This is a genomic window from Planococcus sp. TJ-201 (assembly GCF_058268495.1).
Map to the genome: position 1 here is coordinate 52,687 of NZ_JBZDOG010000006.1, position 25,257 is coordinate 77,943.

22 protein-coding genes are annotated in these 25,257 nt (G+C 45.2%); 16 read left to right on the forward strand and 6 right to left on the reverse strand.

Going from position 1 to position 25,257, the window contains the following annotated elements:
- Positions 1-159: 159 nt before the first annotated feature.
- Both AC4EG4_RS14950 and AC4EG4_RS14955 read left to right on the forward strand, forming a co-directional pair.
- The gene (locus tag AC4EG4_RS14950) at positions 160-909 is read left to right on the forward strand and encodes an ABC transporter ATP-binding protein (protein ID WP_490988262.1); all 750 of its coding nucleotides are present in this window, start codon (positions 160-162) and stop codon (positions 907-909) included.
- Positions 893-2,095 (forward strand): ABC transporter permease, encoded by a 1,203-nt coding sequence (locus AC4EG4_RS14955; protein ID WP_490979820.1) that lies wholly within the window; start codon positions 893-895, stop codon positions 2,093-2,095. Before AC4EG4_RS14950 ends, AC4EG4_RS14955 begins: the two co-directional genes overlap by 17 nt.
- 42 nt (positions 2,096-2,137) lie before the next feature.
- On the opposite strand, the gene AC4EG4_RS14960 is transcribed toward AC4EG4_RS14955, so the two are convergent.
- The 3 genes from AC4EG4_RS14960 to AC4EG4_RS14970 form a co-directional block, all read right to left on the reverse strand.
- On the reverse strand, positions 2,138-3,307 hold the full coding sequence (locus AC4EG4_RS14960; RefSeq protein ID WP_490979821.1) for an amidohydrolase: 1,170 nt from the start codon (positions 3,305-3,307) through the stop codon (positions 2,138-2,140).
- Positions 3,308-3,456: 149 nt separating this feature from the next.
- Positions 3,457-4,452, reverse strand: coding sequence for a sodium:calcium antiporter (locus AC4EG4_RS14965; RefSeq protein WP_490979970.1), 996 nt, complete (start codon positions 4,450-4,452; stop codon positions 3,457-3,459).
- Positions 4,453-4,513: 61 nt separating this feature from the next.
- Positions 4,514-5,026: an antibiotic biosynthesis monooxygenase family protein gene (locus AC4EG4_RS14970; RefSeq protein ID WP_490979822.1), complete on the reverse strand. Its 513-nt coding sequence runs from the start codon at positions 5,024-5,026 to the stop codon at positions 4,514-4,516.
- Between the two features lie 209 nt (positions 5,027-5,235).
- Between AC4EG4_RS14970 and hemE the strand changes: the two genes are divergently transcribed.
- The 4 genes from hemE to AC4EG4_RS14990 are packed head-to-tail and all read left to right on the forward strand — an operon-like array spanning position 5,236 to position 9,170.
- The gene (gene hemE / locus AC4EG4_RS14975; protein WP_490979823.1) at positions 5,236-6,282 is read left to right on the forward strand and encodes a uroporphyrinogen decarboxylase; all 1,047 of its coding nucleotides are present in this window, start codon (positions 5,236-5,238) and stop codon (positions 6,280-6,282) included.
- 24 nt (positions 6,283-6,306) lie between these two features.
- On the forward strand, positions 6,307-7,239 hold the full coding sequence (gene hemH, locus AC4EG4_RS14980; protein ID WP_490988263.1) for a ferrochelatase: 933 nt from the start codon (positions 6,307-6,309) through the stop codon (positions 7,237-7,239).
- A gap of 24 nt (positions 7,240-7,263) precedes the next feature.
- On the forward strand, positions 7,264-8,703 hold the full coding sequence (gene hemY, locus AC4EG4_RS14985; RefSeq protein ID WP_490988264.1) for a protoporphyrinogen oxidase: 1,440 nt from the start codon (positions 7,264-7,266) through the stop codon (positions 8,701-8,703).
- On the forward strand, positions 8,700-9,170 hold the full coding sequence (locus tag AC4EG4_RS14990) for a FixH family protein (RefSeq protein ID WP_490988265.1): 471 nt from the start codon (positions 8,700-8,702) through the stop codon (positions 9,168-9,170). The genes hemY and AC4EG4_RS14990 overlap by 4 nt, the downstream gene beginning before the upstream one ends.
- Positions 9,171-9,321: 151 nt before the next feature.
- On the opposite strand, the gene yhfH is transcribed toward AC4EG4_RS14990, so the two are convergent.
- Positions 9,322-9,447: a protein YhfH gene (yhfH, locus tag AC4EG4_RS14995; RefSeq protein WP_490979827.1), complete on the reverse strand. Its 126-nt coding sequence runs from the start codon at positions 9,445-9,447 to the stop codon at positions 9,322-9,324.
- 142 nt (positions 9,448-9,589) lie between these two features.
- Between yhfH and lplA the strand changes: the two genes are divergently transcribed.
- From lplA to AC4EG4_RS15030, 7 genes are all read left to right on the forward strand, one after another.
- Positions 9,590-10,582 (forward strand): lipoate--protein ligase, encoded by a 993-nt coding sequence (gene lplA / locus AC4EG4_RS15000; protein WP_490979828.1) that lies wholly within the window; start codon positions 9,590-9,592, stop codon positions 10,580-10,582.
- Positions 10,583-10,654: 72 nt separating this feature from the next.
- Positions 10,655-11,359 carry a response regulator transcription factor gene (locus AC4EG4_RS15005; protein WP_490979829.1) on the forward strand — a complete coding sequence of 235 codons (705 nt, stop codon included), beginning with the start codon at positions 10,655-10,657 and terminating at the stop codon, positions 11,357-11,359.
- Positions 11,359-12,462, forward strand: coding sequence for a sensor histidine kinase (locus tag AC4EG4_RS15010; RefSeq protein ID WP_490979830.1), 1,104 nt, complete (start codon positions 11,359-11,361; stop codon positions 12,460-12,462). Before AC4EG4_RS15005 ends, AC4EG4_RS15010 begins: the two co-directional genes overlap by 1 nt.
- Positions 12,365-13,138, forward strand: a complete 774-nt coding sequence (locus tag AC4EG4_RS15015) for an ABC transporter ATP-binding protein (RefSeq protein WP_490979831.1) — start codon at positions 12,365-12,367, stop codon at positions 13,136-13,138. The genes AC4EG4_RS15010 and AC4EG4_RS15015 overlap by 98 nt, the downstream gene beginning before the upstream one ends.
- Entirely contained in the window at positions 13,110-15,047 is a 1,938-nt protein-coding gene (locus AC4EG4_RS15020) for an ABC transporter permease (protein ID WP_490979832.1), read from the forward strand. The genes AC4EG4_RS15015 and AC4EG4_RS15020 overlap by 29 nt, the downstream gene beginning before the upstream one ends.
- Positions 15,048-15,143: 96 nt before the next feature.
- The gene (locus AC4EG4_RS15025; protein WP_490979833.1) at positions 15,144-16,697 is read left to right on the forward strand and encodes a fatty acid--CoA ligase family protein; all 1,554 of its coding nucleotides are present in this window, start codon (positions 15,144-15,146) and stop codon (positions 16,695-16,697) included.
- Between the two features lie 154 nt (positions 16,698-16,851).
- On the forward strand, positions 16,852-18,828 hold the full coding sequence (locus AC4EG4_RS15030; RefSeq protein ID WP_490988266.1) for a S9 family peptidase: 1,977 nt from the start codon (positions 16,852-16,854) through the stop codon (positions 18,826-18,828).
- A 516-nt stretch (positions 18,829-19,344) separates the two neighbouring features.
- On the opposite strand, the gene AC4EG4_RS15035 is transcribed toward AC4EG4_RS15030, so the two are convergent.
- Positions 19,345-20,121, reverse strand: a complete 777-nt coding sequence (locus tag AC4EG4_RS15035; RefSeq protein WP_490979835.1) for an enoyl-CoA hydratase-related protein — start codon at positions 20,119-20,121, stop codon at positions 19,345-19,347.
- A 101-nt stretch (positions 20,122-20,222) separates the two neighbouring features.
- Here AC4EG4_RS15035 and AC4EG4_RS15040 point away from each other — a divergent pair, with 101 nt between their 5' ends.
- Positions 20,223-21,839: an ABC1 kinase family protein gene (locus tag AC4EG4_RS15040; protein WP_490988267.1), complete on the forward strand. Its 1,617-nt coding sequence runs from the start codon at positions 20,223-20,225 to the stop codon at positions 21,837-21,839.
- 128 nt (positions 21,840-21,967) lie between these two features.
- Here the strand turns inward: AC4EG4_RS15040 and AC4EG4_RS15045 are convergent, their stop codons facing one another.
- Complete coding sequence (locus AC4EG4_RS15045; RefSeq protein ID WP_490979837.1) at positions 21,968-22,522, reverse strand: competence protein ComK; 555 nt, start codon at positions 22,520-22,522, stop codon at positions 21,968-21,970.
- A 178-nt stretch (positions 22,523-22,700) separates the two neighbouring features.
- Between AC4EG4_RS15045 and AC4EG4_RS15050 the strand changes: the two genes are divergently transcribed.
- Together AC4EG4_RS15050 and uvrB are read left to right on the forward strand one after the other, a co-directional pair.
- Positions 22,701-22,943, forward strand: a complete 243-nt coding sequence (locus AC4EG4_RS15050) for an IDEAL domain-containing protein (protein WP_490979838.1) — start codon at positions 22,701-22,703, stop codon at positions 22,941-22,943.
- Positions 22,944-23,273: 330 nt separating this feature from the next.
- A complete protein-coding gene (uvrB, locus tag AC4EG4_RS15055) occupies positions 23,274-25,256 on the forward strand; it encodes an excinuclease ABC subunit UvrB (RefSeq protein ID WP_490979839.1) in 1,983 nt (660 codons plus the stop codon).
- The last annotated feature ends 1 nt before the right edge of the window (position 25,257 follow it).

Below are 25,257 nucleotides of genomic sequence, written 5' to 3' on the forward strand. Positions count from 1 at the left end.
GGTAAATGCATGAGTTATGGAATTTATTCGAAGTCATGTGCAGCAATTTACTTCATCTCCTAAAGAGTTGCTGGTAGTATAATGTTCATTTACGATTATTCCAAGCTAACTTAAAGACTGAGTAGTTTAACTTATTTAGAAAGAAAGAGGGTGTGTTGCATGGCTATTTTAGAAGTTGAGGCGTTGACAGGCGGTTACACACGCAAACCGGTCTTGCAGGAAGTAACGTTTTCGATTGGAAAAGGAGAACTTGTTGGGCTGATCGGTTTGAACGGTGCCGGAAAAAGTACCACTATCAAGCATATTATCGGATTGATGGAACCGAAATCAGGACAGATTCGTTTGAATGGAAAAACCTTTGAAGAAGATATGGACACGTACCGCTCGTCTTTTTCGTATATTCCGGAAACACCGGTTCTCTATGAAGAATTGACGCTTCGCGAGCATCTGGAACTCACTGCAATGGCTTATAATTTAGAACCGAAGCAGTTTGAAAAACGCTCTGCCGAACTCCTGAAGGAATTTCGGATGGAAAAGCGCTTAAAGTGGTTTCCCTCGCATTTCTCGAAAGGAATGCGCCAAAAAGTAATGATCATGAGTGCATTTTTAGTGAATCCAGCGCTTTATATAATTGATGAACCTTTTGTGGGGCTTGATCCGCTGGGCATCAAATCCTTATTGGACCAAATGGAAAAGCAAAAGAAAAAAGGGGCATCGGTGCTGATGTCGACACATATTCTCTCTACTGCTGAACGCTATTGCGACCGGATTATTTTGCTTCACAATGGGCGGGTGCGGGCAAGTGGAACGATGGATGATTTGCGGAAAGCCTTTGATATGCCGGAAGCGTCACTGGATGATTTATATATTGCGATGACCGAGGATGAGCTAAATGAAGAGTTTGCATGATGTTTGGTCCAAGCGGCTTCATAAATACACAGTTGAAGTCCAAAATTACCTGAAGTATATATTTACTGGCCATATTGCTGTTGTCCTGCTGTTTGCGATCGGAGCGGCTGGATTTGCATACAGTGAATGGATTCAAGACATTCCGCCAGAATTTCCAGGAGCACTGGTACTGGCAGTGATCTTCGGCTTGCTGCTGGCACTCAGTCCGCCGTCGACCTTGTTGAAGGAAGCCGATTCGGTGTATTTTTTGCCATTGGAAAGCAAGTTGGATACGTTTTTAAAGCCGGCTTTGAAATGGTCATTCTTTTCTCAATTGTACTTGCCGGTTATTGTGTTTATTGTGTCATTGCCGATGGTTAATGCGCTTTATGGCCTGCCATCGTCTTTCTTGATCGGCTTTCCCATATTGCTGTTATTGATCAAGTGGTGGAACGTTCAGACGGAGTTTGCTTTTCGCCGGCAGGGCGCAGGTGAGCGTGTGTGGCTGGACCGGCTCGTGCGATTCGTCTTAGTTGGATTGTTCGTTTACTTTTATATAGAGGAGCAGCTCATAATCGCTGTGCTCGTCTTGTTCGTTATCATTTTTTATGGGAAATGGGTTGCCCGTAAAGCGGTGGGAAAACCTTTTGCTTATGAACATTTCATTGGATTAGAAGAAAATCGCATGCTGCGTTTTTACCAGTTTGCGAATTATTTTACCGATGTTCCCCATCTGAAAGGCAAAATCAAAGCGAGAACGTGGCTGAACTGGATTTACCGATTGGTGAAACCGGGTCCAAAAAATGCGCATTTGTTTTTGGTCTGGAGAACTTTTGTCCGGTCCGATGAATTGTTTTATTTATGGGTGCGCCTAACGGCCATCATCATGGTGGGGGCATGGTTTATTCCATTCCAAATTGGTGTCGCGTTGTTTGCGGGTGCACTGGCATTCGCGACGGTCATTCAAATTTGGCAGGGGCTGACGCATACCCAGCATTTTCGGATGGACAATTTGTTTCCGTTGACCCGGTTCAGCAGGCAACAAGCTGTGCGGAAATTGATCCTGGCGATGCAAGTTTTGCAAAGCATTGCTGCTGCGGCAGTGTTGTTGGTGATGGGAGAGCCAATTACGGCCTTGTTGACTTTTGCTGTCATTCTAGCTGTTTCTTTCATAACTGCTGCCGTTTTAAAAAGCGGTAAAAAATAATCCAAGTCCGGCATCTGAAATCGATGCCGGACTTGGTTTTTGTTATTTATGGAAATTGACTGCTGCTGCGCCTAGTGTTTTAGCGGCCAACAGCATGGCTTCTTCTTTAAAATCAAATTTCGGGTGGTGGTGAGGATAAACTTCACCGTCCGGCATTGCACCTGTAAAGAAGAACGCTCCTGGAATTTCCTCCAAGTAATACGCAAAATCTTCTCCACCCATCTGAGGCGGACAGTCATAGACTTCTTCAACGCCAGGAACCGTTTGTGCGATATCTTTTACATACAAAGTTTCTTTTTCATGGTTGACAACCGGCGGGTATCCGCGCTTGAAATTGAATTCATAGCGGCTGTTGTTGGCCATGCTCGTTCCTTCGATAACACGCTCCATCTCTGTTTCCATCAAGCTTCGAACATCTTCCTTGAACGAACGGACAGTACCCGCCAGAATGGCTTGGTCTGCAATGATGTTGAATGGATTTTGCGCTACGAACGAACCGACGGAAAGAACGGCAGATTCCAGTGGATCGACACGTCTGGATACGAGCGGCTGAAGGTTCGAGACAATCTGGGAACCGATGACAACCGCATCAATCGTTTCATGTGGGCTGGCGCCATGGCCGCCGCGTCCTTGGACTTTGAGTTCAAAGCTGTCTGCAGCAGCCATGATTGGGCCGACACGCGTATCGATTCTGCCAAATGGGGTTGTGGACCAAAGGTGAGTGCCGAAAATGGCATCAACCCCGTCCAGTACACCTGCTTCGATCATCGATTTTGCACCTCCAGGAACAAGCTCTTCGGCATGCTGGTGGATCAGTATGTAAGTTCCTGATAATTGATCCCGCAGATTGTATAAAGTTTTGCCTAGCACGAGAAGCGTGGCTGTGTGGCCGTCATGGCCGCAGGCATGCATGACGCCATCGACAGTTGATTTATAAGGGACATTTTCTTTTTGGTCCTGGATTGGCAAAGCATCAAAATCGGCACGCAACGCAACCGTTTTACCGGGTTTGGCTCCTTGAATCGTTGCAACGACTCCGTTTCCGCCAACACTATGTTTAACATCAATGCCTAGTTGTTCATAATAATTGTGAATGTAACGGGCTGTTTTGATTTCATGAAACGATGGTTCGGGATTCATATGCAGGTGGCGGCGGATTTCCACCATTTCCGGATAAGCGGCATCTAGCTCAGCGTATAGTGTATCAATCATTTTCAAAACCCCTTTCTGGCATTAAGCATATCATACATGGCTATAAATGGGAGCAGAGAGGCCGGTTCATAGGATGGCGGGAAGAATAACAGAACTTAAGAAAAGAAAAAACGCAGCAGATTCCTTTTGGAATCGCTGCGCTTTGGTTGTTAATACGTGAAGTTCATATAAGATGCTGCAAAGTACACGATGAGAATAATCACCGATGGGATTGCATAAGACAATGTTGAGGCACTTTCCTTGCGGTAAAGCGAGAACAAAGCCAGCAACGACATAATCAATACGCCGACCGCGATAATCATGTTTGCTCCGGAAACATCCAGCATGATCGGTCCTGCCGTATAAACTGGGTCAGACAAGGCCAAGATAATCATGTTGAAAATGTTGCTTCCGAGAATCGCGCCGACGGCCATGTTCACATTGCTAAGCCTCAATGCCACAAAAACAGAAATGGCTTCCGGTAGGGAAGTTGCAGCAGCAATTAAGAAACTGCCGATAAAGCTGGAGCCGATGCCAGTGATGATTGCAATTTGGTCTCCGGTAATCGATAAAGCTGTACCAGCAGCCAAGATGACAAGTGCCGCGATAACAAAACGGAAAATGGCTGCTTTTGATGATAATGCACCACTTGGATTGTCAGGCTCTTCTTCCGACTCCGCAACAGCTTCTCCTTCAGGATCCAATGAAGGCAGTTTGTTGATGGCAACCATACCGACAATATACGTAATCGCGATAATTAATGCATCCAGACCAACACCAAGAATTTGGATATCAATGCGCAGCCAAAGGGCCATAATGACAAGCACTGTCAATAAAATACCCAGAAGCGCTGTGTAAATATTGTTTCGAGAAGCGCGGTTTAAAATACGGCGTCTTCTCAGGAAAAAATCAAATCCAGCCAGGATGAACAAATTGAATAAGTTCGATCCGATCATGTTGCCGACTGCGATATCGGCGTTGCCGATCGCTGCTGCCGAGAAACTGGTGGATACTTCCGGCAGGGAAGTGGCCCCTGCAAGTAAGAGTGTACCGACCATCATGCCGCCCATTGCCGTTTTTGAACTGATGACATCAGCGTATTGGGACAGCTTAATAGATGCGAATACGGTTAATACAGCTGCTAATATGAAAATAATGAAAACCATGTAATTCCCCAACTAACTTCCTCCTTAAATTTGCAACGAACCTGCCTTAACAGGTTTGAGGTCATTCTTCTTCAGGTTTTGCTCGATAGGTACTAATGTAGGACACACCAGAAAAAATATTCGGGCGCTGAGAACCCACTGCACTTTCTGGCTTAGCCGAATGTGCTTGTGCAAAAGCTTGCGACTCTTTCCATTTTTCATAAAAAGCGGGAGATTCCCATTCAGTCAAAACGATATAGGTGTCCGAATCGAGCGGTCTCAGAACACGGAAAGCTATGTAGCCGGGTTCGTTTTCGATTGCCCCTGCCCGATTTTTAAAACGGTGTTCAAAGACAGGGCGCCCTTCATCGGAAACCGGAATGTTGTTGAAAACAAAAAATCCTTTTTCCTTGAATTCGCCTGTTCCATCAACTACTTCATACCGGCGAGGTGTTTGGAAAATCGTCTTTCCTTCAGTTTCGTGGATCATCAAGGTGGTGTTTTCTCCTTGCATGAGGACCATCGTTTCTTCCGAATTTTTTTCACGCATTTTCTTCATGTAGTCATAGGTACCCGTTGTCATATAAAAATTCATTGAAACCCCTCCTTAAGATACATCCTTCTTTTTATCCTTCCCTATAAAAATCTACACGAAACTGGTAATGACAATCAAGTGAAAAGCAGAAGCGTCTAATTTATGACAATTGCGCTGGGAATCTATACAATAAAGAACGGAGCGTCTATAGTATAGACGGATATAGGTAGATAGACAACATAGCAGCAAACTGAAGGGATGAAAATTTCATGACATTTAATGACACGTATCTTCGCGCAGCGCGTGGAGAAAAAACGGATCATGTACCGGTTTGGTATATGAGGCAGGCTGGACGTTCTCAGCCGGAATACCGCAAAATCAAGGAAAAATATTCGCTGGAGGAAATTACACACCAGCCGGAGCTGTGCGCATATGTGACGAAGCTTCCTGTCGATCAGTACAACAACGATGCAGCAGTTCTCTACAAAGACATCGTTACCCCATTGCCTGCAATCGGCGTTGACGTGAAAATTAAATCAGGAATCGGCCCTGTGATTGCTAACCCAATCCGCACGATGGCCGACATCGAACGTTTGGGTGAAATTAACCCGGAACAGGATGTCGATTTTGTTCTGGACACCATTCGCTTGTTGACCCAAGAGCAATTGAATGTACCGTTGATCGGATTTTCAGGTGCACCTTTCACATTAGCCAGCTATATGATTGAAGGCGGCCCTTCGAAAAGCTATAACAAAACGAAAGCCATGATGGCATCAGAACCGGCCATGTGGTTTGCATTAATGGACAAACTCGCAGACACCATCATTCCATACGTAAAAGCGCAAATCAAAGCAGGAGCCAAAGCGATTCAGATTTTTGATTCATGGGTCGGCGCATTGAATGTGGAAGACTACCGCATTTTCATCAAGCCGGTAATGGACCGTATTTTTGCTGAATTGCGTACAGAAGGCGTACCGTTGACAATTTTTGGCGTGGGCGCAAGCCATTTAGCTAAAGAATGGCACGAACTGCCAGTGGATGTTGTTGGATTGGATTGGCGTTTGCCAATCTCCGAAGCGCGCTCAATGGGATTAACCAAAACCTTGCAAGGCAACTTGGATCCTTCCTATTTATTGGCAGACTGGCCGGTAATTGAGGAACGTACGAAAAAGATATTGGATATGGGCATGCAAAGCGATGGCTACATCTTTAATCTTGGACATGGAGTGTTCCCGGAAGTAAACCCGGATACGTTAAAGCGATTGACTTCATTTGTACACGAATACAGCACGGCACATAAAAGCAAATTAAAGTAAGACCAAATTCATGTTGAGGTGATTATGTTGAAGAAGACAATGGGATTATTAGTAATGGCATATGGAACACCGTACTCAGAAGACGATATTGAACGTTATTACACGCATATCCGCAGAGGCCGCAAGCCGAGTGAAGAAAGCCTGGAAGACCTGCGCAGCCGCTATAAAGCAATCGGCGGGCTGTCACCCCTTGCGAAAATCACATTGGACCAAGCAAATGGCTTGTGCGATCGTTTGAATGAAGTTCAAGATGACATTGAATTTAAAATGTATTTGGGACTCAAACATATCGAACCGTTCGTAGAAGACGGCGTTGAAGAAATGAGAAGAGATGGCATTACGGATGCAATTTCAATTGTACTGGCGCCGCATTTCTCAACTTTTTCTGTCAAATCATACAATGGCCGCGCAGCAGAAGCTGCTGAGAAAGCCGGCATTTCACTGACATCCGTTGAAAGCTGGTATACAGAGCCGAAATTCATCCAGTACTGGAGCGAAAAAGTGAGTGCTTCATTCGCGGAAATGTCAGAAGAAGAACTGGCAAAATCGTGCTTGATTGTTTCTGCACATTCGTTGCCTGAAAAGATCATTGCAAACGGTGACCCATACCCGGATCAATTAAAAGAAACCGCTGATATACTTCAACAAGCAACTGGCGTCAAAAACGTGGAAGTTGGCTGGCAAAGTGCTGGACAAACGGGCGAACCTTGGATTGGGCCGGATGTTCAGGATTTGACCCGCGACTTGTTTGAGCAAAAAGGATACACTTCTTTTGTCTACACACCGGTTGGGTTTGTAACCGATCATTTGGAAGTTCTTTACGATAATGATTATGAATGTAAAGTAGTTTGCGATGAAATTGGTGCAAATTATCGCCGCCCGGAAATGCCAAATGTTCAGCCCCTATTTATTGATGGTTTGGCTGACGTGGTCTTGAGAAAGCTGGCAGAAAAATAAACCAGGTGAAAGTGAGGATTAAACGTGGCCGAGCAAACGCATAAAGTAGTTGTCGTCGGCGGTGGAATTACAGGGCTGTCGTCGGCATACTACTTACAAAGACAAGCGATTGAGCAGGGTTTGGAGATTGAAATCACATTGATTGAAGCAGCCCATCGTCTAGGCGGGAACATCCAGACTTTGCAAAAAGATGGCTATGTAATTGAGCGTGGTCCGGATTCGTTTATCTCACGAAAAAATAGCATCCAGCAGTTGGCCAAGGAACTAGGAATTGACAACCAATTAATTCAAAGTGCTCCTGGCAAAACACATGTTGCTGTAGAAAATCAGCTGTATTCGATTCCGGTCGGGACCGTGATGGGAGTGCCGACAAACTTCGGCTCATTTCTCGCTTCAGGCATCAGTTCCTGGTTTGGCAAAGCTCGTGCAATGGGAGACTTTGTCCTGCCGGTATCCCCGTCGCTCGAAGATCAGCCACTCGGACAATTTTTAAGACGCAGGTTTGGCAATGAATTGGTTGAAAATTTGATTGAACCTTTGTTTTCTGGAGTATTTGCCGGTGATATTGATCGCTTGAGTCTAAAGGCGACTTTTCCGGAGCTGATTGAAACCGAACAGCAGCATCGAAGTTTGATGCGCGGATTAAGAAAAAACAGGATATCGGATTATCGTGCATTCAATACCGAACAAGCAGGTACGTTCCAAACCTTTGAAGGCGGTCTTGAAACACTGGTGCGCGCTTTGGAAAAAGAACTTGAAGGCTGTACCATTCTCAAAGGCGTGAAAGTTGAAAAACTGGAACATCACAACCATCAAGCAAAATTGGGGTTGAACAATGGAGCTACCATTGCGGCAGACGGCGTAGTTTTTGCCTTGCCGCATACGAAACTCCTGCCTGTTTTTGAACCTCTGGGATTGATGAAAGGGTTGAAAGATATGCCTTCCACATCCATTGCAACGGTCTCCATTGCTTTTCCAGAAGGTGCTGTAACTCCGGTGAAAGACTGCATGGGATTTGTGGTAGCGCGAAACAGTGATTTCACCATTACGGCCTGTTCAGCAGCTCATTTGAAATGGCCTAGTTTGATGCCACCTGGCAAAACGATGTATCGTTCATTTATTGGCCGTGTAGGCGATGAAGCGGTTGTGGATCTTTCTGACAAAGAAATTGTCAAAGCCGTTTTAGAAGACTTGCATAAACTATTGGATATTCGGGAAAGCCCTGAGCTTACGGTCGTTTCCCGAATGAAAGAAGCGATGCCTCAATATATCGTAGGCCATGAAGAACGGGTTGCTTTGGCCAAGAAAGAATTGCGCGAAGCATTTCCGATGGTTCAAATTGCGGGTGGATCTTTTGAAGGGTTTGGGTTGCCTGCCTGCGTTGATCAAGGAAAAGCAGCTGCTGACCAGCTAATTAAACAATTTACTGCTGAACTATTCAGCACGGAGGAGAGTTCGCAATGAAGAAATTTATGTGGCTAGGTTTGCCGTTTTTGCTATTGGCTGCTTGCGGAACGGGAGAAGCAGATTCTCCTGGAGCTGGCGATCCGATTGAAGAAGTGATGGTGTCATTCAACACTGAAACACAAGCAGACCCAGCAGAGAAAGTGGTTTTGTCGGTTACGGTGACACAAGGAGACGAAACTGTGGAAGATGCTGACGAAATCGTCTATGAGGTTTGGGAATCCGGCGATCGCGAAAACAGTGAAATGATCACGGCTGAGCATACCGAAGATGGCGTCTACGAAGCCGAAACTACGTTTGATGATGAGGGATTGTATTACATGCAGGCACACACAACAGCAAGAAGCTTGCACGTAATGCCGAAGCAAGAAGTCACAGTCGGCAATCCCGATCCAGATTCAATCGTTTCCGATGACAGCGAGGACTCGCAAGGCATGGATAAAATGGAAGACCATTCCGGTCATTGATACAGAACACGAGGGCACCGCTTAGGCGGTGCTTTTTTGTTTGAAAAATAAAGGAACAGGATTTTAGAGAGTTCTGTTTTTTTATCCCTTACCAAAAAGAAGCAGTGCTGGCCAGCACTGCTTCTTTTCTATAAGTATGATTTGGTGAATCTTATCGTTCATTGCATGAATCACATTTAGTACCATAACATTCATGCTGCTCTTCCATTTTTTCTCCACAAGATGCGCATTGTTTCGGGGGCAAGTTCTTGAAAAATTCGACTACGTTTTCAATCATAACTTCCATCTCCTTTGTTATAGTACTGTGTGTGTTTAAGTAATTGTATTATAACAGTTTGGATTCGTCAACCCTAAACAATGAATTTATTTAAATTATCCGTTAAACTGGAGAGAAGAACGCAGCCAAAAGGAGAGAGATTATGTATTTTGTAGACAATAAAGGCATTACAGACCCGCGAATCAACTTAGCAATCGAAGAATATTTATTAAAAACAATGGATGTTGAAAAGGATCCCTTCCTTCTGTTCTATATCAATGAACCTTCTATTATCATCGGCAAAAACCAAAACACGTCAGAAGAAATCAATACGGATTATGTAGATTCAAACGGCATTCATGTGGTGCGCCGCTTATCCGGCGGCGGCGCGGTTTACCATGATCTTGGGAATTTGAATTACAGTTTTATCACAGTGGATGATGGCAACAGTTTCCGCAACTTCCGCAAATTCACAGAGCCTGTGGTCAAAGCCCTTCAAAGTCTTGGTGTCAACGCAGAACTTTCAGGGCGCAACGATTTGATGGCGGAAGGCCGAAAAGTATCCGGCAACGCACAATTTGCGACTAGAGGGCGCATGTTCAGCCATGGCACGTTAATGTTCGATACAGAAGTGGACGCAGTGGTGTCGGCATTAAAAGTCAGCAAAGAAAAAATCGAATCCAAAGGCATCAAGTCGATCCGCAGCCGTGTGGCAAATATTTCTGAGTTTTTAAAAGAACCAATGACTGTGGAAGAATTTCGAAATGCAGTCTTGCACTCGATTTTCGAAGGCGAAGAAAATGTCCGCTACTATGAGCTGACAGATGAGGATTGGAACAACATTCACGAATTGTCGAAAGAGCGTTACGGCAACTGGGACTGGAACTACGGCAAGTCACCTAAATTCAATATCAAGCATTCTCATCGCTTTCCCGTTGGCGGCATTGATGTTCGTTTGCAGGTGGAAAAAGGCATTGTGCAGGACGCCAATATTTATGGCGACTTTTTTGGGGTAGGCGATGTCTCTGAAATCGAACAGGCCATCATCGGTTCGAAGTACGAGCGTGCTTCATTGGATGAGGCGATTACGGGAATTGACATCCCAAAACTACTTGGCGGCATCACAACGGACGAATTTTTAAAATTAATTTATTAAGAATATCCGAGAGCCTGCTTTTATGCAGGCTCTTTTGTTAAAATGGAAAGAAAAAGGAAAGGGGGAATCAATGTGGCTGTTCAACGGATCTTCATTGTCGAAGATGATTTGAAAATCGCGGAGTTATTGGCAGAGACGTTAAGGAAATACCATTACGAAGTAGAGACCGCAAAAGATTTTGATCAAATCATCGAAGAATTCGAAGCTTTTGATCCCCATTTGATTTTGCTGGATATAAACTTGCCTTCTTATGATGGCTATTACTGGTGCCGCCAACTCAGGCAGCAAACCACGTGTCCCATCTTATTCATTTCTGCCCGTTCCGGAGAAATGGATCAAGTCTTCGCATTGGAAAACGGTGGAGATGATTTTATTACGAAACCTTTCCATTATGAAATCGTCCTTGCAAAAATAAGAAGCCATTTGCGCAGAGCCTACGGCGAATATGCACCTAAGCAGGAAGAGCGTTCCATCAAAGCAGGACGGATCGTGTTGTATATGGAACGCATGGAACTGCACGTAAAAACAGAAGCCATCCCCCTGCAGAAAAAAGAATGCACGATTCTCGAACTGCTGCTCACCAGTTATCCGAAAGTGGTGTCACGCGAACAACTGCTGGAGGAATTATGGGATGACCAGGCATTTGTCGATGAAAATACATTGAACGTGAACATGACGCGCGTCCGGAAAAAGCTGGCCGACTACGGCGTGCTGTCAGCCATCGAAACAGTCAGAGGGGCTGGATACCGGCTGCTGCTTCATGAGGAGGAAGCGTGATGCTGCGACTATTCCTGAGAGAGCATGCGGCTTTCATCGTCTTCCAAATTGTATTGGTAGCGTTCATTATGCTGCTGTATTGGCTGGACGGCTTCCGCAATTTGGATACCGCTATTTATTCCTTTGTCATCAGCAGTGTACTCGTCATTACGTTTCTGACTGCCCGCTTTGTCAAACGCTATCAGTATTATCAGCGAATTTTAGCGACCCCGCAAAGCATGGAACATGTGCTTCAGCGTGAAGGCAAGTCACCTGAACAAATTCAAAACGAAATCTATCTTCAGAAATTGTACCGCTTGTACCAGCATGAAGTGCAGTCTTTATATGCCACTCAAAATCGTCATCTGCAGTTTATGAACCAGTGGGTGCATCAGATGAAGACCCCTTTATCTGTCATGCACTTGTTGCTTCAAGAAGAGCAGGAACTCGATAAAAACAGTGTCCGCGAAGAAATGGACCGTTTGAAAGCAGGATTGGATACCGTGTTGATGAATGCGCGGCTGGATACCTTTGAACAGGACATGCAGATCGAACAGGTTGATTTGCGTTCGCTGGTCAGTGAAGTGGTGACTGAAAACAAGCGGCTGTTCATATCGAAACGAGTTTACCCGGAAATTTCAATCGGGGATGAGCACCTCGTTGCAACCGATCAGAAATGGATGAAATTTATTATTGGGCAGTTTTTAACCAATGCGGTGAAATATACGTTTGAACCCAATAAAAAAGTCATGATATCAGCTGAATGTTCCAACGGCAATACGCTTCTTACCATTCGAGACGAAGGAATCGGCATTCCCTCATCCGATTTGCCGCGTGTAACCAAAGCCTTTTTCACTGGAGAAAATGGACGGAAAACGGGAGAGTCTACAGGCATGGGGCTGTTCTTGGCAAAAGAAGTTTGCCGAAAACTGGGACATGAACTGGCAATTTCTTCCGTTCAAGGAGAAGGGACAACGGTCTCTGTGCTGTTCTTCAACCAAGATCTTGCAACACAGGAGGAAAATGATGACAGTAGTGAAAATCGACGAAGTGACAAAAGTATACGAGGGGAAAGTAACCCACCGGGCAGTCAACCAGCTGAGCTTCACAGTGGAAAAAGGTGAGTTTTTAGCAGTGATGGGACCTTCAGGAAGCGGCAAAACAACGCTGCTGAATTTAATTTCGACCATTGACTCGCTGACTTCCGGTGAGATTTTGATCGACGGCACCAATCCGCATCTCCTGGATAAAAATGAACTGGCGCTGTTTCGCAGAAGGGAATTGGGTTTTGTCTTTCAAGACTTTAACTTATTGCAAATGTTGACGGTGGAGGAAAACTTGGTGCTGCCATTAACGCTTGATTATGTACCGATAGACGAAATGGCACGGCGGGTGCTGCTTGTTGCCAAACGCCTTGGGTTGACCTCAATCCTCCACAAAAGGCCGAATGAAATTTCAGGGGGAGAATCCCAGCGCACGGCAATAGGGCGGGCATTGATTCACCAGCCGGCACTTATTTTAGCTGATGAACCAACAGGCAATCTGGACTCTAAATCGTCGCGTGATGTGCTGGAAATCCTATCAAATGCAGCGAAGGAAAACGAAACCACCATCATTATGGTGACGCATGATCCGATTGCTGCGAGTTACTGCGACCGTGTGCTATTTATCAAAGACGGTGAATTTTTCAATGAAATTTATGGAGATGAACGGCGCCAGACATTTTATCAGCGGATTTTGAATGTCCTGTCGTTGCTAGGAGGATCCGTGAATGACCTTTCGGCAACTCGCCTACCATAACGTTGTCCGCAACCGAAGAAACTACGCGGCATTCTTTCTAGCCAGTGTTTTTTCAGTCATGGTGTTTTTTGTCTACTCGATGTTCATTTTTCATCCGGCATTTGAGGAAGAAGGTCTTTGGCTGCTCGCTATCCGCGGAATGTTGATTGCGGAAGTGGTCCTTTATATCTTTACGCTATTCTTTTTGTTTTATTCCATGAGTGCATTTTTGCAAGCCCGGTCGAAGGAATTCGGTGTGCTGATGCATTTAGGGATGACGAAAAAACAATTGAATAAACTGATCTTTTTTGAAATGCTTATTATCGGCACAATTTCTACTGCAACGGGCATTGCATTCGGTTTTGCTTTTTCAAAGTTCTTTTTTATGATTGGCCGGGAAATAATGGAGCTGGAGTCTTTGCCGCTGTATGTTTCGTGGGAACCGTTCCTGTTGACCATTGCCGCCTTTGCCAGCCTGTTCGTCATTATATCGTTTGTCAGTGTCGGATTTATCCGTACGAAGCGAGTTGTTGACTTGTTGCAAGGCTTTTGGAAAGTAGAAGAAGAAACCAAATCGTCAACGATTCTGTCGATTATGGGAATTGTCTTTTTGGCTGTCGCTTATACATTTGCTGCGAATGTTTCTGACCGAACCGTCTACCAGATGATTTTTATCGTACCGCCGCTCGCTACATTCGGCACCTATTTGTTTTTTACACATACGATTCATTCGCTGCTGCGGCTGTATAAACGCAAAAAAAATGTGTATTGGAAAAAAACGCGTTTAGTATCGCTGGCAGAAGCTTCTGTCAAACTAAAAGACAGTGCCCAAATGTTCTTTATTGTGACCATCGTATCAACCGTTGCATTTTTGACGGTAGGGACTTTAGCGTCTTTTATGTCCTATACAGGCGACTTCCGCGAGTCCAACCCGCTTGGCCTTGTTTACATTTCGTTCAATGGCAATGATCAGGAATCGGAGCATATTGAACGATTAACGAACCAGTTGGAAAGCGAGCAATTGTCTTACGATCTGGTAGAATTGAACGTTAAACGCCAAACCTCCGGTGCTACCGGAAATGATGTGGATATCTTGTCGCTTTCTCAGTTTAATCGTTTAGCAGGAGCGCTTGATTTTGATCCCGCACAATTGCAGGAAGGCGAAGGAATGTTCGTGCCTTTTTCTCTGGATTCTCTAAAGACGCTGGAAAGTACCAGCATCGACACGGTGCTATTTGAGAGTGACGTGTCTTTAACCATCCAATCAACTTATCCGCATGTTGTTTTTCCCATCCACACGCTGAACGTTAATACCATTGTAGTCAGTGACGCTGATTACGAAGCGATTGATCAACCGTTGCTGGGTTACGAGGCTGGCACATCGGACTTTTCTTATTATGCTTTTGATGTGCTGAACTGGACAGAAACGGTCAATATTGGCAATCAGCTTACGGATACCGTAAGTGAAGCGGTAGAAACCGCAAATTTTAATGGCGTCAACTTCTTCTTTGAAAACCCAGGCGATGACTATCGTTGGTTCCGTTCGTCTTTTGCTTTGCTGTTGTTTATTGGAGTAATGGTAGCGGCTGTTTTTCTGCTGGCAGCTGGCAGTTTTATTTACTTTAAGTTGTATACGGGTCTTGAACGCGACCGAAAACAATACAAGTTGCTGGTTCGTTTAGGTATGACCGATAAGGAACTGGGCAAAATCGTCAATCGGCAATTGGTTCCGCAGTTTTTCTTGCCGTGGAGTTTAGCGTTGCTGCATAGTGCATTTGCTTTTATTTCACTGCAGGTGGTATGGGAAGAGTTTGCCGAACTATCCATTTTGGGAGAAATGGCTATAGTGCTAGGTGGCTTTACCGTTGCACAAATTTTATACTTTTTCTTAATTCGTTGGCGCTATGTCGCGCATTTGCAGGCACCGTAAATTTACGGTGCCTGTTGTATTGTCTGAAGATTTATTTTATAATGAGAAAAGGTAAAATATGAATGAGTATTCATTCAACACGAAAGAGGGATGGAAATGAATTTAATGTCACGCGTTCACGAAATTGCTGAACAAGATTCTGCCAGAGTTGCCTACAGTTTTATGGGGAAAGACACAAATTATGGGGAATTTGATCAGTCTGTTGCTGTTTTTGCTGGTGCGTTACAAGGACTGGGCGTGGAAAAAGGGGACCATGTCGCATTTCTGTTAGGCAACACACCGCATTTCTTAATTTCTTTGTATGCCACCATGCGTCTAGGGGCTACAGCAGTGCCAATCAATCCTATTTACAGCCCGGATGAAATCGCTTACATCGTTAATAACAGTGATGCCAAGGTAGTGGTGGCACTGGATATGCTTCTGCCGCTTGTGGCAGGAGTGCACAAAGCGTTGCCAGCCGTTGAATCGTATGTCATTTGTGAGACCGATCCATCAACGCCTGAAAAGATGGGACAACTTCCTGAGGAAGTGAAAGGGAAAGTCCATTCGTTTACGGCATTGTTGGGGAACTCAGCGCCACATGCGGCATTTGCAGAAGTTCAGGCAGATGACAATGCAGTTATTTTGTACACATCGGGTACAACAGGCAAACCCAAAGGCGCCATGCTGACACATCAAAATTTATATTCAAATGCACGTGATGTGGGGGAATACCTCCAAATTGGAGCAAATGATCGTGTGGTAGCCACGTTGCCAGTATTTCATGTTTTTGCACTGACAGTTGTTGTAAATGCACCTCTTTTACAAGGAGCAACGATTGTTTTGGTTCCGCGCTTTAATCCAAAAGAGGTATTCCAAGCCATTAAGGCGTCAAAGGCAAGTGTTTTCGCTGGAGTGCCAACCATGTTCAATTTCATGAATCAATTGCCGGATGTGGATCCAGCAGATTTTGCATCTGTCCGTCTTGCGGTTTCCGGTGGTTCTGCAATGCCTGTAGCTTTGCTTCATAGTTTTGAAGATAAGTTTAATGTCCGAATTTCCGAAGGCTATGGTTTGTCAGAAGCTTCGCCGGTTACTTGCTTTAACCCGATTGACCGTGAGCGGAAAGCCGGTTCGATCGGAACGTCAATCATCAACGTTGAAAATAAAGTCGTTAACGAGCTGGGCGAAGAAGTGGCGGCAAATGAAGTTGGTGAACTGATTGTCCGTGGACCGAACGTCATGAAGGGCTATTACAAAATGCCGGAAGAAACGGCCGCCGCAATTCGTGACGGTTGGCTGTATACGGGCGATTTGGCTCGTGTCGATGAAGAAGGCTACTTTTATATCGTAGACCGCAAGAAAGATATGATTATCGTGGGCGGCTACAACGTTTATCCGCGCGAAGTCGAAGAAGTGCTGTTTGCACATCCAGCAATCTTAGAAGCCGCAGTAGTCGGCTTGCCGGATCCTGATTTTGGAGAAGAAGTCAGTGCTTACGTCGTGTTGAAAGATCCGACTGTGTCAGTGGAAGATCTGAAAACGTATTGTGCTCAGCATTTGGCAAAATACAAAGTTCCTAAACAATTTGAAGTGCTGGAAGAATTGCCAAAAAACACGACAGGAAAAATTTTGCGGCGATCACTGAAAGACCAAGCAATGCAAAAATAACTAATTACGCAAGGCTCCGGTGTAAAATCCGGAGCCTTTTTTCTGATTGTAAAACAGGTACATGAGAATATGATTGAAAAAACTGACATTTTTCATTATAGTTAAGGAGCAGTATTACGAATTTCGAAATAGTTGGATCCGAGGAGGAAATGGAATGGCAAAAAAAGCAATGGAAATTAAAGATTTAACCAAACTGGTGTCAGTCACAAACCCGCGGATTTCACCGGATGGCAAAAGAGCGGTGTTTGTCCATACGAAAATTGATGAAGAGGAAAATACATATAGAGCTCATCTTTACCATATTGACTTGGCAACGGGGAAGCACACCCAATGGACGCATGGCAAGGAACGCGTGAGTTCGCCAAGATGGTCGGCAGATGGAACCGCTGTTGCTTTTTTATCGGATCGAAATGAAAAAAATCAGTTGTTCGTAATACCGGCAGCTGGTGGAGAAGCTCGATCACTGACTGAGTTCGAAAAAGGGATCCATGGCTTTGAATGGTCGCCTTGCGGAACTAAAATTTGGTTTGCTGCTTTGGCGAAGGACGGGAAAACTTTCATAGACAAAGAGGAAAAAGAAGAAAAGAAACAGCCGGAGCCTTATCGTGTGGACAAAATGAAATACAAAATGGATGGCACGGGGTTATTGCCAAAAGACTTTCATCGCCAGATCGGGTCGGTGGAGATCGATTCAAAGAATGTAGAGCAGTTGACAAAGGGAAGCTACCATCACAGTCTCGAAGCTGTCTCGCATGATGGGAAAAAACTGATTTACGGTGTAACGCGTGAAGAAAATCTGGATTTTGTCTTCCGTCAGCCTCTTTATTTTTACGATTTAGAAACAGAAAAAGAATCGGTATTGATAGAGGAAGAAGGGTATTTCGGTGGTGCAGCTTTTTCATTTGATGATTCGAAAGTGGCTTTTGCAGGAAGCTTCCGACAGTATGAAAATGCGACCCATACAGAAGTGTATGTAACGGATGTCACTGAAAATACTCGGGTTTGCCTGACGGAGGGTCTGGATGCGCCTATCGGTGATTTTGTTGTAGCTGATCATCAGCAAGGAGCAGCTGCACCGGATGTTGTTTGGACAAAGGACGATCATCTGTATTTCCAAGTATCGACAATGGGCGACGTGCGTCTGTATTTTGCTTCGCTTGATGGTATGATTTTTCCAGCATCTCCGGACATGGAGCATGTTTATGGCTATGACATTTCGCAGGATGGCCAATTTGCAATTGCGGCAATCAGCAACCCGGTTAATCCGGGCGAATTGTATAGCTTGACAATCGCGGCAGGAGAACGTCAGCCTTTGACTTTTTTCAATCAGCAATTTCTGGAACAAACAGAGTTGGCTGAGGCACAGCCAATTGTTGCAAAAGGCGCGAAAGACTGGGCAGTCCATGGCTGGCTAATCAAGCCATATGGTTACCAAGAAGGGAAAAAGTATCCATTGGTCGTTAATATTCACGGAGGTCCGCATGCGATGTATGCGAATACGTTTGTTCACGAAATGCAATTGTTGGCAGCCCGTGGATTTGGTGTCCTGTATGTTAACCCACGCGGCAGCCATGGCTATAGCCAGGAGTTTGTAGACGCTGTGCGCAGCGATTATGGCGGCGGCGATTACGAAGACATCATGAATTCTGTTACGGAGACAGTGGCATCGAACGATTGGATTGATGCCGATCGGTTAGGCGTAACAGGCGGCAGCTACGGCGGCTTTATGACCAATTGGATTGTTGGCCATTCAGACCGCTTTAAAGCAGCAGTGACACAGCGTTCCATCTCCAATTGGATTTCGTTCTTCGGTGTATCGGATATCGGCTATTATTTCAGTGACTGGCAGATTGGTGCAGATATGACGGATGTCGACAAGCTGTGGCAGCATTCGCCCTTGAAATACGCGAAGAATGTCCAAACACCGTTGCTGATTCTTCACTCAGAAAATGATTACCGGTGCCCGATTGAACAGTCGGAACAGTTATATGTAACCTTGAAAAGCATGGGCAAAGAAACAGAATTTGTCCGTTTCCCAGAAGCCGACCACAATTTATCGCGTACCGGCAAACCAAATCTTCGCTTTGCACGTCTGGAGCAGATTACAGGCTGGATGGAAAAATATCTATAACCACAAAAAGACGGAGCGGCTCATAAAGCCGCTCCGTTAAGACTGTAGACAGAATCTAACCAAAATGAATAGCTGTGTATCGTCCCAACCGTTCTGGCCACTTCGCTTTCCGTGGGCTCAGCTTCAGCCTCCTCGTCACTGCGTTCCTGTGGGGTCTTCAGCTTTCGCTGGGCCACAGGAGTCTCCGTGGCCAGCCCGGTTGGGAGCATGCTGCTTTAATCAAAGGGAGAACCATCAGTTCTTTTCCAATAAAAAGAACTTTAACAAGCCTAGTTATTACGCTACTCTAGGATCCGGAGCGCAAGGCGGTGACTCCTGCGGAAAAACGGAGTGATGAGACCCCGCAGGAGCTTGCGACGAGGAGGCTCAGCGCTTCGTCCGCGGAAAGCGTCCGCCTGGAGCGCAGGGTCCAGGATAACCAAGCTAAAATGAGTATTCATTTGTCTACAAGCTCGACGGAGCGGCTCATAAAGCCGCTCCGTTTTTAGTTTGGAAAAGCATAGGTTTCGCTCTTCCTTATTTTCCTTTAAATACCGGTTTACGTTTTTCGCCGAAAGCAGCAAGTGCTTCCATTCGATCTTCCGTTGGAAGGGTAATTTCATAAGCTTTTCGTTCAATCTGCAGCCCAGTCTGCAAATCGGTGTTCATGCCATTTTTGACAGCGAACTTCGCCTGCTGCAAAGCGATTGGCCCATTCGCCAAAATCGCATCGGCAAAGGCACCAGTTACTTCTGCCAGTTGGTCCCGCGTTGCGACGCGCGTCACCAAGCCATAATCCAGCGCTTCAGCGGACTCCAAACGGCGGGCTGTCAAAATCAATTCCAACGCTTTGGACTCCCCAATCAAGCGCGGCAGACGCTGAGTCCCGCCAGCTCCTGGAATAATTCCAAGACTGGTTTCAGTCAGTCCAAGCAGCGTGTCATCGGCGACAATGCGGAAATCACAAGCCAGCGCCAGCTCCATGCCACCGCCGAATGCAAAGCCGTTGATCATCGCAATGGTCGGCTGCGGCAAGCTCTCGATGGTAGAAAACACTTCACCAATTTTGAAGATATTACGTTTGACGTGCTGCTCTGTCAGGTTTTTGCGTTCTTTCAAATCTGCTCCAACACTGAATGCTTTTTCTCCGGCCCCAGTAAATACAACAAGCCGAATATCCGGATTGATGCGAATCGCTTCTACAACTTGTCCAAGTTCGAGAAGCATGTCGTAGTTAAAAGCATTCATGGCTTCTGGCCGATTTAAGGTAATAAAAGCCAAGTTGTTTCGTTGTTCGTAATGAATTGTGTCCATTTTCATCCCCCTTGTGTCGTTCCATCCGTTAAAAACATACCACTTTTTGGACTATTTCGCTATCAGACTCTATAATGAAAGCCATGGGAGGGACTGCACTTATGAATCAAATTACGTTTATCCGCATCTTCCGGATTGTCTGGCTGGCAGTCAAAATCTTTTTGCAAGTGACGTTCTTCCAAAGACGCAATCGTGGAAACTGGAACCCGCTCGTTGAAAAAAGATGGAACGAGATGATTACAAAACAAGCCAAAGAATATAAAAACTTGGCGTTAAAGCTTGGTGGACTCATGATCAAACTGGGTCAGTTCTTGTCCACACGGGCAGATATTATGCCGCCTTCATTTCTTGCAGAATTGGAAGGGCTGACCGACCGCGTACCTTCTGTCTCAAGAACAAGCATCGTCTCGGTGCTGGAAGAAGAATGGAATTCACCGCATACCAATTACTTGGATCAATTGTCGGATTCGGCAGTGGCTTCAGCTTCTATTGGTGAAGTTTACAAAGGCGTACTGAAAAACGGTATGGAAGTGGCTGTTAAAGTACAACGGCCGGGAACAGACCGTATTTTACGTGCTGACTTTAAAGCCATCCGCATTGTTATCTGGTTGGTCGAGAAATTCACACCGTATGCCAAGCAAATTGATTTTAAATTGCTGTATGCGGAAATGACAGAGACGATCGGTGCGGAATTGAATTTCCTGAAAGAACTTCAGAATGGCCGTGCATTTGCCGATCGCTTTGACTCGATGGAAGGTGTCCGCATTCCGCTGTACTTTGATGAATACACCACACGCCGAGTATTGGTGATGGAGTGGATTGAAGGGGCGCGCATTACAGATTTGGCATTTATCGAAAAAAATGAATTGGACCGCCACGAAATTTCAGAGCGGCTGTTTATTTTATTTTTGGAACAAGTTTTGTACGGCGGACAATTCCACGCTGATCCACACGGAGGAAACATTCTCTTGGAGCCGGACGGAGGCATTGTTCTGATTGATTTCGGAATGATTGGCAATATCAGCAAGAAAGATTCCCAGGCGGTATTGCGTGCTGCAGAAGGTGTTATCTTTAAGAATTACGACCAAGTGCTCGATTCCCTGGAAGATCTTCGGTTCTTGTTGCCGCAGGCCGATCGTGCAGTATTGGGGGATGCCATTTCCCGCTTGATCACAGCTTATGAATCGAACGAACTGTCGCAAATGGACAGTTTTGTCGTCGAACGTTTGTTGAACGATATGCAGGAAATTGTCCGCACACAACCGGTTCAATTGCCGGCAGAGTTTGCCTTTTTCGGGCGCGCGGCTTCCATTTTCGTCGGTGTATTGCATGTCTTAGATCCGAAAGTGGATTTACTGGCTCTTGCGCGACCGCGCATACTGGAATGGGCTTCTTCACAAAAAGAGGGCAAAGGCATCTTTGGAAAAGAAGATGTTCTGCGCTGGGCGTTGAATGCTTCTGGACCATTCCGTGCTTTCCCGCAAAAAGTCATCAACTACTTGGAAGAACCGGAACGTCTCCGGCATTATCTCGAAAATCGGGATGGCCGGGAACGGGAGTATCGGCGTGATTTGCAGTCCCGGATGTTTGCCGGGATTTTCACCATTATTTCCTTTACCGGAATTTCTGTTTCGGTTTGGTTTTGGAATGAACCTTACCTATGGGTTTCGTCAGTATTCTTTGTTGGATCGTTATGGGCTTACCGATCCATTAAGTAAACAAAAAGTTGCTGCTCAACATCCGTATGGACGTTGAGCAGCAACTTTTTTAATATTAATGGTAGAAAATGATGGTGAAGACGAAAAATTTGCAGTATAAGATAGAGGTCCATATCGGTGCAGAAAACTTACTCGAGTGGCTGCTGTTTTCGTGGAGGGAAAGAACGTTTTGTCACATAAGCCATAGAGTGATTATGGACGCGCTGAGCCTTTTTGAAGTATCGGCGAAGCGATCCGGCAAAAGAATGCTGGTTTCGCAATGCAATGGGTGAAACATCCAAGTACACCGTTTCACTATTGCTCAAGTAAATAATGCTGCCTTTGCCGCTGCTGTCGCTTTCAATCAAATCGATGGCATCGTAATTAAACCAAACGCATTCTTTGTTTTTGGGAGAGTGGGTCGGAAAGAATAAGAGTGGGTTGCCATAATACTCGCCTACGATGATTGGGGGTTTGTGTTTTACGCCGACGGCTTTTTGAGCGTAAAGTGTTGCACTTTCAAGCGAAGCGCGATAGAACCTGCAGGAAGTGGTCACCGTTTTGTATACCGCTTCTTCAACTATGAATTCACTGCGGTCTTCAATTACGCGCATCCAAGTGCGATGGCCATCTGTATAGGGCAATAAGGCATACGTATTCGCGCAGACTGTGTAAGAATGCGGTCGGTGATTCTTTTTACTCATGGAAATTAACCCCCTAAATTTACTTTACATACCTTATTATAATAAAAAATGGAAATTGCGCAATGGACATTAGATTGAAAATAATATTTTTTTCTATTTCATCGGAATTTTCAAATAAATCTTGATTTATTCTAATTGCCTAATGTATACTAATGAAAAGCATTCGGGGTGAAGAGAAATGGAAAACTATTATTCTTATGCTGATTTCATGAAAGCGATGGCTCAAACGAAAAAAATTACAGAAGCGGAAAAACTGCTGAATGACATCTACCTGGATCTCTTCTTAAAGCATGTCCACCGTTCCCAACAAGAAGCACAGCTGTTAACCCTTATTGACGAAGCCCTGGATCATCACGACCAAAAAGCTTTCATCATATATGCTGCCCAACTACAAACTTTAAAGCACGAAGAAGCTGAATAAATGGCTGCACAACAAGAGCCTTGAAAAGGGGAAGTCGGAATACATCCGGCTTCTCTTTTTTGTGTCCCATCCAAAATAAGGCATGCAAGCTGCAGAAGAGGATCTTTGCAAAAACTAGTTATTATAAATCTTTATTCTGTTGAAGACAAAATGTCATCGAGCAAAACCGCTCTTGGCCATTTGTGAGTGCAAAAAATCCATTTTTATTTTCACATACTATCGTTATATATGCGCATCTTTACATAAAAAACATACGTTCGCTTTTTGTTAGTGGTTTTTTAGGGCATATGGTAAAGTAGAGATAGTGAAAGAACGGGAGGACGTCTTATTATGAAACAAGAATTTAATCTTCAAGCCCCTTATGAACCAGCCGGCGATCAGCCCCAAGCCATTGCCGAACTGACACAAGGCATCATCAACGGCAAGCGTTGCCAGACTTTGCTCGGAGCAACGGGTACAGGTAAAACGTACACGATGTCAAACGTCATTCAACAAGTAAAAAAGCCGACGCTCGTCATGGCTCACAATAAAACATTGGCAGGACAGCTCTACAGCGAATTCAAGGAATTTTTCCCTGATAACGCCGTTGAGTATTTTGTTAGTTATTACGATTACTACCAACCGGAGGCATATGTGCCGCAATCAGACACATTCATTGAAAAAGATGCCAGCATCAACGATGAAATTGATAAGTTGCGCCACTCCGCCACGAGTTCATTGTTTGAACGGGACGATGTCATTGTTATTGCATCCGTTTCCTGCATCTACGGTCTGGGTTCACCAAAAGAATACCGTGAACTGGTTGTCTCTCTTCGCAAAGGGATGGAAATCGAGCGCAATCAATTGCTGCGGAAATTAGTGGATGTGCAGTATGAACGCAACGACATCAATTTTATTCGCGGGACATTTCGTGTCCGTGGAGACGTCGTGGAAATTTTCCCGGCGTCACGCGATGAACGATGCTTGCGCGTCGAATTTTTTGGCGATGAAATTGATCGAATCCGCGAAGTTGATGCCTTGACTGGTGAAATTATTGGCGAACGCGAACACGTCGCTATTTTCCCGGCATCCCACTTTGTTACACGCGAAGACAAAATGGTCAAAGCGATTGAAAACATCGAAGCGGAATTGGAAGAACGTTTGAAAGAGATGCGTGCAGAAGACAAATTGTTGGAAGCGCAGCGCTTGGAACAACGGACACGCTATGATTTGGAAATGATGCGGGAAATGGGCTTTTGTTCCGGCATTGAAAACTATTCACGGCATTTGACGCTTCGTCCTGCCGGTGCACAGCCTTATACATTGATTGATTATTTCCCGGAAGATTTTCTGCTGGTCGTAGATGAAAGCCACGTGACGCTGCCACAGGTCCGCGGCATGTTCAATGGTGATCAGGCACGCAAAAAAGTGCTGGTTGACCATGGTTTCCGTCTGCCTTCAGCAATGGATAACCGGCCGCTGACTTTTGATGAGTTTGAAGAACATATCAGCCAGGCTGTTTTTGTGTCAGCAACGCCTGGCCCTTATGAGCTGGAACATACACCGGAAATGGTGGAACAAATTATTCGGCCAACCGGTTTGCTTGACCCGACAATCGAAATCCGGCCAATTGAAGGCCAAATTGATGACTTGATGTATGAAATTCGTCAGCGTGCTGAAAAGAATGAGCGCGTGCTGGTAACCACATTGACGAAAAAAATGTCAGAAGACTTGACGGCTTATCTGAAAGATGCCGGCATCAAAGTCAATTACCTCCATTCTGAAATCAAGACGCTGGAGCGGATTGAAATTATCCGGGAACTGCGAATGGGTGTCTACGATGTATTGGTCGGCATCAACTTGCTGCGCGAAGGATTGGATATTCCGGAAGTTTCACTGGTAACCATTTTGGATGCCGACAAAGAGGGCTTCCTGCGTTCTGAACGTGCTTTGATCCAAACAATGGGCCGGGCAGCACGAAACTCAAATGGCCATGTTATTATGTACGCTGACCGAATAACGGATTCCATGCAAAAAGCGATGGATGAAACGACGCGACGCCGCACCATCCAAGGCGACTACAATGAAAAACATGGAGTTACACCGATTACGATTCAGAAGAAAATTCGCGACGTCATCCGTGCTACGGCTGCGGCGGAAGAGTCGGAAGAATATATTTCAAAAGCAGTATCAGGCAAAAAGCTCAAAAAAGAAGATCGCTTGAAACTGATCAGTTTATTGGAAACAGAAATGAAGGATGCGGCAAAAGCACTCGATTTCGAACGGGCTGCAGAGCTGCGTGATACCGTGCTTGAATTGAAAGCGGAAGGATGAT

Bases quoted from the DNA above. Each gene is read 5' to 3' on its own strand.
- yhfH (WP_490979827.1), bottom strand. From the start codon at position 9,447: ATGATTGAAAACGTAGTCGAATTTTTCAAGAACTTGCCCCCGAAACAA.
- AC4EG4_RS14970 (WP_490979822.1), bottom strand. From the start codon at position 5,026: ATGAATTTTTATATGACAACGGGTACCTATGACTACATGAAGAAAATG.
- AC4EG4_RS15050 (WP_490979838.1), top strand. From the start codon at position 22,701: ATGGAAAACTATTATTCTTATGCTGATTTCATGAAAGCGATGGCTCAA.
- AC4EG4_RS15010 (WP_490979830.1), top strand. From the start codon at position 11,359: ATGCTGCGACTATTCCTGAGAGAGCATGCGGCTTTCATCGTCTTCCAA.
- AC4EG4_RS14990 (WP_490988265.1), top strand. From the start codon at position 8,700: ATGAAGAAATTTATGTGGCTAGGTTTGCCGTTTTTGCTATTGGCTGCT.
- AC4EG4_RS14965 (WP_490979970.1), bottom strand. From the start codon at position 4,452: ATGGTTTTCATTATTTTCATATTAGCAGCTGTATTAACCGTATTCGCA.
- AC4EG4_RS15030 (WP_490988266.1), top strand. From the start codon at position 16,852: ATGGCAAAAAAAGCAATGGAAATTAAAGATTTAACCAAACTGGTGTCA.
- AC4EG4_RS15035 (WP_490979835.1), bottom strand. From the start codon at position 20,121: ATGGACACAATTCATTACGAACAACGAAACAACTTGGCTTTTATTACC.
- AC4EG4_RS15045 (WP_490979837.1), bottom strand. From the start codon at position 22,522: ATGAGTAAAAAGAATCACCGACCGCATTCTTACACAGTCTGCGCGAAT.
- lplA (WP_490979828.1), top strand. From the start codon at position 9,590: ATGTATTTTGTAGACAATAAAGGCATTACAGACCCGCGAATCAACTTA.
- AC4EG4_RS15025 (WP_490979833.1), top strand. From the start codon at position 15,144: ATGAATTTAATGTCACGCGTTCACGAAATTGCTGAACAAGATTCTGCC.
- AC4EG4_RS14955 (WP_490979820.1), top strand. From the start codon at position 893: ATGAAGAGTTTGCATGATGTTTGGTCCAAGCGGCTTCATAAATACACA.
- AC4EG4_RS14950 (WP_490988262.1), top strand. From the start codon at position 160: ATGGCTATTTTAGAAGTTGAGGCGTTGACAGGCGGTTACACACGCAAA.
- uvrB (WP_490979839.1), top strand. From the start codon at position 23,274: ATGAAACAAGAATTTAATCTTCAAGCCCCTTATGAACCAGCCGGCGAT.
- hemE (WP_490979823.1), top strand. From the start codon at position 5,236: ATGACATTTAATGACACGTATCTTCGCGCAGCGCGTGGAGAAAAAACG.
- AC4EG4_RS15015 (WP_490979831.1), top strand. From the start codon at position 12,365: ATGACAGTAGTGAAAATCGACGAAGTGACAAAAGTATACGAGGGGAAA.
- AC4EG4_RS14960 (WP_490979821.1), bottom strand. From the start codon at position 3,307: ATGATTGATACACTATACGCTGAGCTAGATGCCGCTTATCCGGAAATG.
- AC4EG4_RS15040 (WP_490988267.1), top strand. From the start codon at position 20,223: ATGAATCAAATTACGTTTATCCGCATCTTCCGGATTGTCTGGCTGGCA.
- AC4EG4_RS15020 (WP_490979832.1), top strand. From the start codon at position 13,110: ATGACCTTTCGGCAACTCGCCTACCATAACGTTGTCCGCAACCGAAGA.
- hemH (WP_490988263.1), top strand. From the start codon at position 6,307: ATGTTGAAGAAGACAATGGGATTATTAGTAATGGCATATGGAACACCG.